Origin of the sequence: Neisseria musculi (genome assembly GCF_014297595.2) — a bacterium.
Taxonomy (GTDB): domain Bacteria; phylum Pseudomonadota; class Gammaproteobacteria; order Burkholderiales; family Neisseriaceae; genus Neisseria; species Neisseria musculi.
The window spans coordinates 1,432,503-1,445,768 of sequence record NZ_CP060414.2; the positions used below are offsets into that span (position 1 = coordinate 1,432,503).

The window sequence follows — 13,266 nt, forward strand, 5'->3', positions numbered from 1 at the left end:
TCAAACTAGCGTGCTGCACCCGCCCAGCTGGCAACCTGCGACTGGGAAACCAGATATTCAAGGGCAGCATCCCGAAAGTCATTACGTGCATTGACGTTTTCCTGCTCAATACCTGCCAATTCGTTATAAGCTCCCAAAACATCGGTGAGGGTTCGGCGTGCGATTTTGAATTGCAGTTCGTAAGATTTCACAACTTCTTTTTGTGCAGCTATATGCTGTGCAGTGATATCCTGACGCTGTTCACTTTGTGCCATGTCTATTTCGGCAGTTCGCGCTTTCTCAGTAACTTCGCGGAGAATCTGCTCCGACTTAGAGTCTGCAGCAATCAGTGCCTGTGCATTCTTATCCACATTATGCCGTGCGGCCATGTCCAATACATTCCAAGTCAGATTCAGATAAAGCTCTTTGCTGTCCTTGGTGGCTAATCCCTCCAAATTTACAGCCGGCAGCCGCGATGCTTTGGTTGCATCCAACTCGGCCTTGACACTTTCCCGCTCTGCCTGTTGGGCAAGATAAGACGGATTCAGCCCTTTATCTTTGCTGTTAAATTGTTTCACGATACCCGAGGCTGAATTACCGGCAAACGGATCTTTCAAATCCTCCGGCGAAACTGGAGAGATGGTATATTTTGACAACCGGCTCAGCGCCATTTCCATAGTACGGCGAAGTTGCGCTATAGAGGTTTCTACCTGCAACTGGCGCGAACGAGCTTCAATCAACTCTGAACGGCGACCGCCGTCATATTTCACGATAATGCTTAAATCTTTCAAAAGATTGTTGTGGCGGCTCAAACTTTGACGGCTGACATCCAACGACTCTTTTGCCCGCAATGCCGTTAAATACAGCTTACCGATCTCTCCACCCAATTGTTCTTGGGTTTCAAAATATTTATGACCGTAATAAATCTCTTTGTTCTTATCCCGTCTGACAGCTGCATTAATACCACCCCAAGAATAAAGATTCAAACTACCTCTCAATCCTAAACCATTGTCTTTATTGTTGCTACTGTATTTATGTTTTTGCGTAATCACTCGAGTACCGGTAATTCCCAGCACAGGATAATGGCCGGCCCGGGTAGCTTTTGTTGTGCTTTTAGCTGCATTTTCGTTGGCTTTTGCCTCCAGCAAAGCTGGATCGGAAACCAAAGAATGCTTTAGGATATCTTTCAGCCCTTGCGCCCCGGCAGGTTGCAAACCAAAAAGCAGCACCAGTGGCAAAACAGACCATTTTTTCAGCTTTCCACTCAGAAAAAATTGAGACATATTTTTTTTCATTTTTTTATATAGCCATCGTAATGTTTGTACAAATTCCAATATTGAAAACCAATACCAGTAATTGTTTGCCATTATTAAATATAAGACTTTGTACTAATTTTATTAGCATAACACCATATTTAACATTATCCGGTAAATCTCAGATAAAAGGTAGGGAAAAGCTACCCAAAGTACACAACAAGCTACACTACCACGGAATTTACTATTATTATAATATATGAATGTCTTGGAAAATATCTACTGAGCACCTTCACTTTGGCAATATTCTAAATAATTATTTTATAACAAAGAAAAATCCCACTGCCAATGCAATGGGATTCTATTACCAGACTTTCTTATCGCTTTTTACCGGTAACGGTAGCAACGGCCAAGTCGGCATGACGTTTCAGTGCAACACTTTGCACTCCATCAGGGAATTTAATATCCGACAAATGCAAGATATCGCCAGCTACTACATTACCGCAGTCGAGCTCCAAGGCTGCAGGAATATCTTTAGGCAAAGCTATTACTTCAACAGTAGTATTCAACAAAGAAACACGACCGCCTTGCAGTTTAACAGCCTGCGAAGTTTCCGCGTTAATAATGTGCAAGGGTACACGGATGCGCAATGGCTTGGCAGCATCAACAACTTGGAAGTCAATATGTTGAACTTGCTGACGGAACGGATGCATTTGGAAATCACGCACGATAACGTCTTGAGTTTCACCGTTTAACGTCAGTTTAAGCAATGAAGTATGGAAAGATTCTTTTTCCAATGCATAATATACAGTTTTGTGATCCACAGAAATGGCAACCGGCTCCTGCCCTTCACCGTAAAGTACTGCAGGCGTTCGGCCTTCGCGACGCAGGCGGCGGCTCGCACCAGTGCCCTGGGCATCGCGAACAATAGCTTGAATTTCATATAACATAATTTAAAGTACTCCAAAATAAACAAAACAGTTGCCATCGGCCGCGACCAGCTTTAAGACAACATCGGATTAAGGCAGAAATACACTGCCTGCTGTCAACACATCTTCATTAAACAGATATGAAACAGATTCTTCATTACTGATGCGGCGTACGGTTTCTGCAAGCAGGCCGGCAATCGTTACTTGGCGAATGCGGTCGCAGCTGCGCGCAGCCTCAGACAAAGGAATAGTATCGGTTACCACAACTTGATCAATATCGGAAGAGGCGATGCGGGTTGCTGCCTCACCTGAAAACACGGGATGGGTAGCATAAGCCAACACACGTGAAGCACCGCGTTCCTTCAATGCAGAAGCAGCTTTACACAAAGTATTGGCCGTATCAATCATATCATCGATAATCAAGCAGGTTCTACCTTGAATATCGCCAATAATATTCATAACTTCCGCCACATTGGCTTTCGGGCGGCGTTTGTCGATAATCGCCAAATCAACGTTCAACACTTTTGCCACCGCCCGCGCACGAACCACGCCGCCGATATCCGGGCTGACAACAGTCAGGTTCTCGATACGCTGCCGCTGGATATCGTTAATCAAAATCGGTGTAGCATAAATATTATCTACAGGAATATCAAAAAAACCCTGGATTTGGTCGGCATGCAAATCAACGGTCAATACGCGGTCGATACCGGCCGAATACAACATATTGGCTACCAATTTGGCCGAAATCGGCACACGCACCGAGCGCGGGCGGCGGTCTTGGCGGGCATAGCCGAAATAGGGAATAGCAGCGGTAATACGGCCTGCCGATGCGCGTTTGAGTGCGTCAGCCATAGTCAGCACTTCCATCAGGTTATCATTGGTCGGCGCACAAGTGGGCTGCAGAATAAACACATCGCGACCACGCACGTTTTCCAAAAGTTCGACTGCAACCTCGCCGTCTGAAAATTTACTGACTGAAGCGTTGCCTAGGGAAATATCCAAATGTTTTACCACTTTTTGAGCCAATTCGGGATTGGCATTGCCGGTAAACACCATCAAACTGTCGTATGCAGCCATATCTTCATCACCTGGGGTTGTATTGGATTTATGCTCGGAAAACATCACGCTTCCTTCCGCTTTGGCCTTGCAGCCGAAAGTCGATATTATACGCCCGGGCACCAAGCATTCAAAGCCCTTCCGCCTGCAATTATCGGTTTTCAGACGGCCTCACGCTTTCTCCCACAATATAAAAAGCGTGCGATAAACTCACACGCTTTTTCCGGCTGGCTGGGGAGGAAGGATTCGAACCTTCGCATGCTGGAATCAAAATCCAGTGTCTTAACCACTTGACGACTCCCCAATTTGGGGCTGGCTGGGGAGGAAGGATTCGAACCTTCGCATGCTGGAATCAAAATCCAGTGTCTTAACCACTTGACGACTCCCCAACACAATAAAACTCTTTCTATATCTGCAACGGGTGGAGGGTAAGCCCTCTTATGCAATAAGCTTCATAGATTTTCGAAATCCGCTCGAAAACAGAAACGGCTTCTTCTTGGCTGTTAAAAGCGGCAAATAAGCAGGCACCGGAGCCTGTCATTAAGGTTTTTCCGAATTTTTCGAGCGCCGAATAGGCTGCCGAAACTTCGGAATATTCTTGAAAAACCACAGCCTGCATATCGTTTCTAAACGGTTGCAGCGATTGGAAAGAAGGTATTATGCTGGGTTCGGAATTTCGTGTCAAGCGTTCGTGAGAAAAAATCACTGCGGTGCTAATGTGTACGGGCGGCTTGACCACCACATACCATTGCTGCGGAATATCCAGTTCGGTCAGTTGCTCGCCTATGCCTTTGGCAAATGCATTTTTGCCGAAGATGAAAAACGGCACATCCGCTCCCAGTTGCAGGCCGATATTCATCAATTGCTGCTGCGTCAAGGCGCACCGCCACAATTTATTCAACACCATCAGCACAGTCGCTGCATCGGAGCTGCCGCCGCCCAAGCCGCCTCCCATCGGAATCCGCTTTTCCAGCCAAATATCTGCACCGTTTCGGCCGTCTGAAAAAGGCTGCAACGCTGCGGCGGCACGGTAGGTTAAATCGGTTTCGGGCGGCACACCTTTGATTGGGGTGTGCAGCAGGATTTGCCCGTCATCGCGCAAAGCGATATAAACCGTGTCACACAGATCAATCAGGCAGAATATGCTTTCCAACTCATGGTAGCCGTCTGCACGGCGGCCGGTAATGCGCAAATCCAGATTGAGTTTGGCCGGAGCGGGATAGGCCTGCGCGGCGGCCGATACAGGTAATACCATAATACACCCTTAGCTGCGCGCCGCACATTGTGCGGGAGCATTGGTGGTGTTGGTTTTTTTCATTTGATCAAACACCAAACGCAGGCTTAACTTGGCACTTTCAAGCAATAATATTCGCGGCGTGCCGTTTTCATTCAGCGAACGCGAAATCGTCCATTCAAATTGCTGCAAACGGCCATCGGGCAAAATTTGGTAAGGGGCATTTTTAACCCATTGGCCGTTTGTCCAAATATGCAGGTATTGCACCGGCACGGGAAAGCCCAATAACTGCTCGCTCAATTCCCGCGCGCTAGCAGCCTGATATTTTTTTCCTTTATTATCAACGGCAAGCACACCTTGTCCATCTTGGCAGAGCTGGCCCAGCGTGTTGCCCAACGGGGTATTGACGTTGATGGTTTGAACTTGGTTTTGGTAAGTCCAGTCGAAATTGGCATATGAGCCTTTTTCATTCGCTTTCACCGCCAAACGGCCTTCGGCAGCGAAACTGTCAATATCGGATTGTGCGCGCCAGCCCTCTTTGCCGGCCGGGCGGGGTTGTGCGCAGGCAGCAAGCAGCAATGCGGCAACGCTGTATAAAATAAATTTGGGATGGTTGGTTTTCATGAGATACCCTATCGGTTGTTTTTTCAGACGGCCTCAAACAGCCTGCCGGCAATCATCGGCAACGCACTCAAATCTGAGCTTTAAGGTTTATAAAAGGCCGTCTGAAAATATCGGCCGCTTGCAAAATCCGAGCTTGCCCGTTTATTTCTTACGGTTGTTTTTCGGCCTGGCTGCCGGCAGTTTCACGCCCAAACGCTGCAAGGTTTTTTGCAGTACGGCATCATTCCCCCCCCTGCCCAAGCCTTCGCTCCATATTGTTTTGGCTTTTTCCTGCTGCCCAAGTTTCCACAACACTTCACCCAAGTGGGCGGCTACTTCGGGGTCGGGAAACTGGGCGTAGGCGTATTCGAGATACGGCAGTGCCGACTGCGCATCGCCTTTCAGATAGTATGCCCAACCCATACTGTCATTGATGGCAGCCGACTCCGGTTCTTGCTGGTAGGCCGCCTGAATCAGGCTGAAGGCCTCGTTTACATCATATTCGGGCAGGGCAAACATGGTGTAGCCCAAAGCATTCAAGCCGGCTGCACTATTCGGGTTCAATTTAAGATAGCGGCGCAAATCGGCCACGGCTTTTTCGGGCTGGCCGAGTTTGTCGGCATACAGCATGGCGCGTTGATAGAGAATATCGGGCAGGCGCTCCCGATAACCCGGCTGTTTTTCTGCATTGGCAGCCAAAACATTCAATTCGGCCAACGCTTCCTGCGGGTTGTTGTGTTTACTCAAGGCAAACAGATATACCCGATGCACATCGCCCATACTGAAAAAGCGGCCTTGCTGCTCCGGCAGGCGCCGGGCCCGGCGCACTTCTGCCAATGCCCTGCTGCCGTTGCCCTGCTCGGCTTCAATCGAGGCTCTGAGCACGGTCTTATCAAACACATATTCAGGTGCGGTGATTTTATCTGCCCACGCTTTGGCCTGTTTGAAATCTTTTGCGTCAGCATAACGCATCGCGCCGATTACCGCAGCCCGGCTTTTCTGCTCGCTGGTGCCGATACGGTAGGCTTTTTCGAGATAGCTGCCCACCGTTGAAATGTTTTCTTCGCGGCTCACCGACAGAATGGCCGCCTGAATGTATAAATCAGCATTCGGATTTTGGTTCAGCAGGGTTTGCAGACGCTGATATGCCTTGTCATTTTGGCCTTCGGCAATCAGGCTGCTGATTTCCATTTCCTGCCACACCGGCGACAGCTTGCCGGCATCGGTTTCGGTGAAAAAGCGCCGCAGGATTTTCGGGCTGTGCTGCGCTACCAAGCGCAGGGTAGCTTCGGTGGGCGGCAGGATTTCGGTATCGAGTTTGGCCAACCGCTGCAAAGCAGCCACGGCATCGCGCTCTTTATTGATTTGCGTGCTGAAAATCAAATCTGCAATAGCTGCTTCGGGCAAATCGGCATATTTTTTGGCGGCTTTATGCACGTCTTTACCAACCTTCCCCGCCAATGTGGGTTGTTGCACACTGATTTGCGACAGCAATAAGAAAATGCGCCTTGCCTGCTCTTCATTGGCATGCTTCAGAATTTCACCCAAATCTTTGCCGGTGTGATCCGTGTTACCGATCACCAAATCACGCGCCCAAGCCATGCGTTTTTGCGCATTGCCGGGTATGGGTTCGATTTCACGCCATTTGCGGTAAATCTGTTCCGCCTGCTGATAAGCGTTCAGCGAAACGGCCATCTCCATCGCCCGCTCGGCCACTTCGGGGCTTTTGGTGCGGTTGAGCATGACCAGATAAGTAGCCAGTGCCGTGCCGGGCTCGCCTTTCTGCAAAGCCATTTCACCGCCGAGCAAATTAAACATATCATTGGCACGCTCGACAATACCTACCCGGCGTTCGTATTCCAAAGCCCGCTCTTCGGGCGGATAAAGGCTTTTTTTCGCAGCCTGCTGCACAGCCTGCTGCGGCTGTTTGGATGTTTCGCCTGCGGCGTAGACGCTGCCGGCAAACAGCATCATCACCGCCAGCGCGGCAGAGTGGATTTCGGTTCGGCCAAAAAACATACACTTTCCTTAACAGCGGGTAACAGCGGCGCACTTTCAGACGGCCTATACCCCGATATACAAATGTGCAATACTTTATCACAAGCCCGCAGCTTTGTTGATATTGCATACCGCACTCTATCTGTGTAAAAGTGTGCAGGCCGTCTGAAAACAACAGCTAACACATCATGCCCCCCGCCGAACTCACCCGTTTTTTCCGCCGCGCTGCCGCCTATCCCTCCGCAACCCGAAACCTGCGCAACGCCCTGATTGACGGCATTGAGGTGCATGAAGCCGCCGTGTTGTTGGCCGTGGTGTTCCGCAAACGGCAATGGCAGGTTTTGCTCACCCGCAGAGCCGCCACCCTGCCCCACCACCCCGGCCAAGTTGCCTTTGCCGGCGGGCGGCGCGATGAGGGCGACATCGATCTCACCCATACTGCCTTGCGCGAAACCGCCGAAGAAACAGGCATCGCCGCCGGCTATTGGCAAACCTTTGAACCGCTGCCGCCTTATTTCACCCCATCAGGCTATACCGTTTCACCCGTGCCGGCATTGAGTATCACCAATCCGCCCGTTTATCCGAATATTGAAGAAGTAGAAGAGATTTTCTATCTGCCTTTGGATCTCGCTCTTGATAAAAGCCTTTACCGCAGCCGCAATTTCAGCCACAACGGCCAAACCGTTCCCACCCCTTTCCTGCCCTACCTTCATTACGATATTTGGGGCATGACGGCCATGATTCTTTATGATCTGGCAGAAAGATATGAGCTGCATAAAGGGCAGCGATGACACCATAACGGCAATCTTGATAAAGCCTGCCCTCTAGTTAATCGGCCCGGTTTCCATCGGCTTTAAAATGAGCATCGGCAATCTGCAGTCAATTGCAGTATAGCCGGTTCATTTTCAAATAATGACAATAAAGCAACGCCGTAACGGATTGTTAACCGGTGCACAAATTAAAAACCACAGGCCGTCTGAAATATTTTTTTCAGACGGCCTGTGGTTTTTATGAGCCGAACCGGTAAAACTCCGGTTTACGGCCGTTTGGCACCGTAGCCGCCGATCAGCTGCTTAGTGTTGTCGGCATTTTGCAGGCCGTAAGTGCCGCCGATTTCCGCAGCTTGTTCACCATAGAATTTGCCCAACAACCGGCCTGTCATCCGGTTATCTGCAGTAACGGCATCGCCTTTGAAGCTGTTGCTGTTGGCCGACCACGAAGCCGTGCCTTTCATATTGTAGCCGGAAGCGGCTTCCGAAACGCGCACGCCGTTGTTCAGGCTGTGAAACTGAGCGTTGCCGGTTTCAAAACGCAAGCCTTTTTTGGCAAAGTCGGCCACAGCTTTTACATCGGCAGTCAGTTGGCGGTCGGCCTTGCCGGCTTCAACCAAATAAGCCGTGGTGATGCCGGTATAAGTTGCCGTACCGCTGGTGGGCATGGCACTCACAGCAGTTTCATCGCCAATACTCTGATAGCCGTGGGCAATGCCGTTTTTCGGGTCGGTATAATGGGCAAAGGTTTGATAAATCCAGCCTGCTGCTGCGGGATCGTGCAGCACGATGCGGGTTCCGTCTGCAAATTGGACAATATAAACGCCATCGAATTTTTTATCGAACACCAAACCGTTTTTGTCTTTTTTGAAATATGCCAAAGCCGAAACCGCATCGGCAGTTGCTCCCGCCAAACCGCTGCGCAGCAAACGGTCATTATTATAGGCAGTTTCAATTTTATTCTTATCGGCCAATGCATCATCCCGCGCTTTTTGTGCTTCGGCCAATGCTTCTTCCTCAGCACCGCTTTTCTGTGCCTGAGCCAATGCTTTTTCGGCTGCTTCAAGCGTTTTCTTTGCCGCTTCCAGTTTTTTATAGTTTTCTACGATTCTGGCATCGACTGTGGATTTAACATTAGAGAAATGGGTATTGGGTTCGTCCCCTGTCTGCTCACTGATATCTTCTCTCGAATGGCCGCCTGAAAAAGCTTTGCTGATTGATGAATTAGGGGTGGCAAAACTTATCGTTGTTGCATCTCCTGCAGTATTTTTATTGGTAATAACTACACCATCCAGCTTGACAGGATCATTGGCGTTAAACTCCAGCGTGCGTATCAAACCGATTTGGTCGTCAATTAACGCAGGCTTACCGTCAACCCCGCGCAACTGCATATGCGGATTATGCTGCTGCGCGCCGGTGGAGGCGATAAATGCGGTATGCAGGGGCGTTGGCAGGTTCAAGGGTGCCAGGCTGTTGTTGTCGCTGATTTCAGATGCATCAACCGTGCCGTTACCGCCGGCAGAAGAACCGGCCGATGCGGCGGCCAGCGCATCCAATGCTGCCGCGAGTTTGTCTTTCTGTTCTTTGCTGATTAAAGATTTCTGGCTGTCGCTTAAGCGGTTGTAACTTTGCGCAGCCGCTTCTACCCTTTCCTTGTCTTCAAGTGTGGTTTCGGCAGGCGCATCCAACGCCTCAATCATATTCATGACATTGCGCGCTGCAACGGCGTTATCGACCAAATCGGCACTGGTCGAACCACCGCCCCCGCAGGCAGCCAAAACTGCGGCGCAAACAGCAGCAAGTGCAAGGTGTTTTACGGTTGTTTTCTTAGACATAACATCCCCTTAAGTTAATGGTTCTGCCGATAAAAAGGCATTTTCTTGAAAATTACAATTCATAACAAATTTAACAAATTGTAAATTAATGCCTGTTAAAATACAAATATCATTAACAAATACCGGCTTTCACCTTAACGGGTATCTCTATTTTGCAACATCGGGGGATGGGTTTTACGGCCTCGAAAAACACGGCAATGCCCTGTGTAAGCGGATTTTTTACCGTATAAACAACTTAAGGGGCTCGTTTTCAGCAGCAGGAAACCCGCAACCTCGATATTTTGGCGTGCAACCCTGCAAACAGAAAAAGGCCGCTAGCGGCCTTTCAGATATGTTCAAGCAGTGTATGTTCAAGCAGCGGCTTTGCGGCGGCGCAGCCTGCGGTAAACCGGCAGCAGCACCATAAAGCCCGACAGCATCCACAACGACAAGGTAATCGGGCCGTGGAACAGAATACCGATATCTCCCTGCGAAATCGACAAGGCGCGGCGCAGGCTGGATTCCATCAGCTCGCCCAACACATAACCCAAAATCAGTGCCGAAAGCGGAAAATTCAGTTTGCGCAACAGATAACCCAAAATGCCCAGCCCGATCATCAACACCAAATCAAACGTGGTGCTGTGAATGGCATACACGCCCACAAAACTTACCGCCGCAATGGCCGGAATCAAAATATAGTTGGGTATATTCAACAGCTTGGCAAAAAATCCCACCAGCGGGATATTCAACGCCAACAGAATAATGTTGCCGATAAACAGCGAGGCAATCAACCCCCACACGATATAGGGCTGCTCGCTGAAAAGCTGCGGGCCGGGGGTGATGTTGTAGAGCGTCAGCGCACCCATCATCACCGCCGTGGTGCCCGATCCCGGCACACCCAACGTGAGCATGGGGATAAACGAACCGCAGGCAGAAGCATTGTTGGCTGCTTCCGGTGCGGCAATACCGCGCAGATCGCCTTCGCCGAAAGTGCCGTTTTTGCCGGCAATTTTTTTCTCGTTGGTGTACGTCATCGCGCTGGCAATGGTTGCCCCCGCGCCGGGCAGCACGCCGATAAAGAACCCGGCCGCGCCGCTGCGGATAATCGCGCCCATGCTGAACATCAGCTCTTTCAGGTTGAACAGCGCGCGTTTGCCCTGTGCCAGCGCTTTTTGTCCGTTTTCGGTGTGCTCGAGCATAATCAGAATTTCGCTGATGCTGAAAAAGCCGATAACGATGGTGGTGAACTGGATGCCGTCTGAAAGATTGACCGAACCGAAAGTGAAACGGTAAACGCCGGTAACCGCATCCATGCCGACCATGGCCAGCGCCAACCCGATTAAGGCCGAAACGGCGGTTTTAACGGGCTGGTCGCCCACCAGGCCGCTCAAACAGGTGATGGCAAACGCCATCAGCACAAAATATTCGGCCGGTCCGAACGCAATCGCCCAATGCGCCAGCAGCGGTGCAAACAAAACCACGCCAACGGTGGCGATGGTGCTGCCGATAAACGAGCTGGCCGCAGAAAGTGAAAGCGCGATACCCGCCTTGCCCTGTTTGGCCAGCGGATAGCCGTCAAGCGTGGACATAATCGCCGCTGCATCACCCGGCACGTTAATCAAAATCGCCGAAATGCGCCCGCCGTATTCACAGCCCAAATACACCGCAGCCAGCAAGATCAGCGCCGATTCGGGCGGCAGCCCCAGCGCAAAGGCAAACGGCAGCAGCAACGCCACACCGTTAATCGGCCCCAGCCCCGGCAGCATACCCACAATGGTGCCGATAAACGCGCCTATCAACGCCAGCAGCAGGTTTTGCGGCAGCAAGGCCACCTGAAAGCCCGACATCAAATATTGCAGAGTTTCCATTGATACCCGCCTTTCAACCGAAAAAGCCCAAAGGCAGGGGCACATCCAAGGCCAAGTCGAACAGCGCGTAAAACAACGCGCCCAAAACCATGCCCGACACCGCGCAGGGCAGCGTGCGCCCGCCGAACAGCCTGCCGACACCAAACGCCATCAGCGCGGTGGCGAGCGGAAAACCCAACACTTCGAACAACGCCGCATAGGCACTCAAAAACACAATGCACAGGCCGACTTTTTTCAAAACAGCAGGGGTGTAACCCAAGTTGATGTGCCCGCCGCGCGGCCGCACCGCCAAAAACAGGCAGCACAGCGCCAACAGCGAAAGAACCAGCATCGGATAAGGGCGGGGGCCGAGAGGGTCGTAAGACACCGGCGCGGTATAGCCGAAAGCCAGGCAGAGCAAGCCTATCGCTGCCGAAAACAGCGCGGCAGAAAACAAACGTTCGATTTTCATCACAATACACTCCGTTTGCAGACAGAAAATAATGTTGTTTGCGGTTGTTTTTCAGACGGCCCGGGCGGCTCCGCTCAAGGCCGTCTGAAAAACAACCGCAAACAACGGCATCCCGGTTATCTCCGGGTTATTTGACCAACTCAAACTCTTCAGACAACGCGCGCATTTCTTTAGTGGACTGCTCAACATATTGTTTCAACTCGTCGCCGGTAAGCTCAAACGGCAGCAGGTCGCGCCGGCTGCGCAGCTCTGCGAATTTCGGGTCTTTGAGCATCGCGTCAAACTGGGTTTTCCACCAGCGATAAGATTCATCGCTCACTTTCGGCCCCATGTAATAGCCCCGGATAACCGGCCACTGCACATCGAAGCCCTGCTCTTTGGCAGTGGGAATATCTTTGAGCTTGCCCTGCAGACGCTCGGGCGAAAACACTGCCAGCACACGGATTTTGCCCGCCTCAATATGCGGTCCCATCTCGGCGATGCCCGCGCTGACCACATTGATATGGTTGCCCGACACGGCAGTTACCGCTTCGCCGCCGCCTTCCAGTGCAACATAAGCCATATCTTTCGGATTAACGCCGGCGGCTTTGGCCACCATTGCCGTTTGCAGCCAGTCTTGGCCGCCCACGCTGCCCCCTGCGCCGAAGCTGACCGATTTCGGATTCTTTTTCAGCGCATCAACCAAATCCTGCAGGTTTTTCAGCGGAGAATCGGCATTCACCGCCACCATGCCGTAGTCGGTGCCCACAGCCGCCAGCCAGCACACGTCTTTTTCGGTGTATTGGCCGAACTTGCCTTGCGCCAGGTTCAGCAGCGAGCCAGTGGAAAACGCCACGATGGCATCGTTGTTGGCAGGGTCGTTGGCCACGATTTTGTTATAGGCAACCGCGCCCACGCCGCCGGGCATATAGGTTACGCGCATCGGCTTGGCGAGCCGGCCGGTGTCTTTCAAACCGCTTTGCGCGAGTTTGCAGGTTAAATCGAAGCCGCCGCCGGGCTTGGCGGGGGCGATACATTCCGGCTTGGCGGGGGCGATACATTCCGGCTTGGCCGGCGCACCCGCTTGACCGCCGTCTTTCTTGCAGGCACCCAACGTTAAGGCCGCCGCAACCGACAAAGCCAATACGGTGTATTTTTTATGATACATGGCAAATTTCTCCTTGATGGTTATATAAAAAGCCGCCACAGCAGCTTTAAAGGGGGGGGGGGTGCGCACAAAAATTAAATGAGTCTTTGCGCTTTATCAATATTGCCCAGCCACTGCAAACAAAATCATATCTATCGGCAATATTTGTTAGCAGCACGCTCGAA

Annotated in this window: 11 protein-coding genes and 2 tRNA genes; 1 reads left to right on the forward strand and 12 read right to left on the reverse strand. The window is 51.2% G+C overall.

Going from position 1 to position 13,266, the window contains the following annotated elements; all coding sequences use genetic code 11:
- Positions 1-5: 5 nt before the first annotated feature.
- The 8 genes from H7A79_RS07610 to H7A79_RS07645 form a co-directional block, all read right to left on the reverse strand.
- Positions 6-1,346, reverse strand: coding sequence for a TolC family protein (locus tag H7A79_RS07610; protein ID WP_434968548.1), 1,341 nt, complete (start codon positions 1,344-1,346; stop codon positions 6-8).
- Positions 1,347-1,609: 263 nt separating this feature from the next.
- Complete coding sequence (locus tag H7A79_RS07615; protein WP_135033731.1) at positions 1,610-2,182, reverse strand: 50S ribosomal protein L25/general stress protein Ctc; 573 nt, start codon at positions 2,180-2,182, stop codon at positions 1,610-1,612.
- A gap of 69 nt (positions 2,183-2,251) precedes the next feature.
- The gene (locus H7A79_RS07620) at positions 2,252-3,238 is read right to left on the reverse strand and encodes a ribose-phosphate pyrophosphokinase (protein ID WP_135033764.1); all 987 of its coding nucleotides are present in this window, start codon (positions 3,236-3,238) and stop codon (positions 2,252-2,254) included.
- 207 nt (positions 3,239-3,445) lie between these two features.
- Positions 3,446-3,521 (reverse strand) — tRNA-Gln (locus H7A79_RS07625).
- A gap of 9 nt (positions 3,522-3,530) precedes the next feature.
- Positions 3,531-3,606, reverse strand: a tRNA-Gln gene (locus tag H7A79_RS07630).
- Between the two features lie 17 nt (positions 3,607-3,623).
- Positions 3,624-4,472 (reverse strand): 4-(cytidine 5'-diphospho)-2-C-methyl-D-erythritol kinase, encoded by an 849-nt coding sequence (gene ispE / locus H7A79_RS07635; protein ID WP_187001561.1) that lies wholly within the window; start codon positions 4,470-4,472, stop codon positions 3,624-3,626.
- 9 nt (positions 4,473-4,481) lie between these two features.
- Positions 4,482-5,075, reverse strand: coding sequence for a lipoprotein insertase outer membrane protein LolB (gene lolB / locus H7A79_RS07640; protein ID WP_135033727.1), 594 nt, complete (start codon positions 5,073-5,075; stop codon positions 4,482-4,484).
- Between the two features lie 141 nt (positions 5,076-5,216).
- Positions 5,217-7,073 (reverse strand): tetratricopeptide repeat protein, encoded by a 1,857-nt coding sequence (locus tag H7A79_RS07645; RefSeq protein WP_187001562.1) that lies wholly within the window; start codon positions 7,071-7,073, stop codon positions 5,217-5,219.
- Between the two features lie 167 nt (positions 7,074-7,240).
- Here H7A79_RS07645 and H7A79_RS07650 point away from each other — a divergent pair, with 167 nt between their 5' ends.
- Positions 7,241-7,843 carry an NUDIX hydrolase gene (locus H7A79_RS07650; protein WP_187001563.1) on the forward strand — a complete coding sequence of 201 codons (603 nt, stop codon included), beginning with the start codon at positions 7,241-7,243 and terminating at the stop codon, positions 7,841-7,843.
- 245 nt (positions 7,844-8,088) lie between these two features.
- Here H7A79_RS07650 and H7A79_RS07655 read toward each other — a convergent pair whose 3' ends face one another.
- The 4 genes from H7A79_RS07655 to H7A79_RS07670 all read right to left on the reverse strand — a co-directional run bounded on the left by H7A79_RS07655 (position 8,089) and on the right by H7A79_RS07670 (position 13,102).
- On the reverse strand, positions 8,089-9,657 hold the full coding sequence (locus tag H7A79_RS07655; protein WP_246408106.1) for a transferrin-binding protein-like solute binding protein: 1,569 nt from the start codon (positions 9,655-9,657) through the stop codon (positions 8,089-8,091).
- Positions 9,658-10,007: 350 nt separating this feature from the next.
- Complete coding sequence (locus H7A79_RS07660; protein WP_187001564.1) at positions 10,008-11,504, reverse strand: tripartite tricarboxylate transporter permease; 1,497 nt, start codon at positions 11,502-11,504, stop codon at positions 10,008-10,010.
- A 13-nt stretch (positions 11,505-11,517) separates the two neighbouring features.
- Complete coding sequence (locus H7A79_RS07665) at positions 11,518-11,955, reverse strand: tripartite tricarboxylate transporter TctB family protein (protein ID WP_135033762.1); 438 nt, start codon at positions 11,953-11,955, stop codon at positions 11,518-11,520.
- A gap of 127 nt (positions 11,956-12,082) precedes the next feature.
- A complete protein-coding gene (locus tag H7A79_RS07670; protein WP_187001565.1) occupies positions 12,083-13,102 on the reverse strand; it encodes a Bug family tripartite tricarboxylate transporter substrate binding protein in 1,020 nt (339 codons plus the stop codon).
- Positions 13,103-13,266: the final 164 nt, after the last annotated feature.

Coding starts and splice junctions, on each gene's coding strand:
- lolB (WP_135033727.1), bottom strand. CDS start 5,075: ATGAAAACCAACCATCCCAAATTTATTTTATACAGCGTTGCCGCATTG.
- H7A79_RS07670 (WP_187001565.1), bottom strand. CDS start 13,102: ATGTATCATAAAAAATACACCGTATTGGCTTTGTCGGTTGCGGCGGCC.
- H7A79_RS07610 (WP_434968548.1), bottom strand. CDS start 1,346: ATGGCAAACAATTACTGGTATTGGTTTTCAATATTGGAATTTGTACAA.
- H7A79_RS07660 (WP_187001564.1), bottom strand. CDS start 11,504: ATGGAAACTCTGCAATATTTGATGTCGGGCTTTCAGGTGGCCTTGCTG.
- H7A79_RS07645 (WP_187001562.1), bottom strand. CDS start 7,073: ATGTTTTTTGGCCGAACCGAAATCCACTCTGCCGCGCTGGCGGTGATG.
- H7A79_RS07615 (WP_135033731.1), bottom strand. CDS start 2,182: ATGTTATATGAAATTCAAGCTATTGTTCGCGATGCCCAGGGCACTGGT.
- ispE (WP_187001561.1), bottom strand. CDS start 4,472: ATGGTATTACCTGTATCGGCCGCCGCGCAGGCCTATCCCGCTCCGGCC.
- H7A79_RS07650 (WP_187001563.1), top strand. CDS start 7,241: ATGCCCCCCGCCGAACTCACCCGTTTTTTCCGCCGCGCTGCCGCCTAT.
- H7A79_RS07655 (WP_246408106.1), bottom strand. CDS start 9,657: ATGTCTAAGAAAACAACCGTAAAACACCTTGCACTTGCTGCTGTTTGC.
- H7A79_RS07665 (WP_135033762.1), bottom strand. CDS start 11,955: ATGAAAATCGAACGTTTGTTTTCTGCCGCGCTGTTTTCGGCAGCGATA.
- H7A79_RS07620 (WP_135033764.1), bottom strand. CDS start 3,238: ATGGCTGCATACGACAGTTTGATGGTGTTTACCGGCAATGCCAATCCC.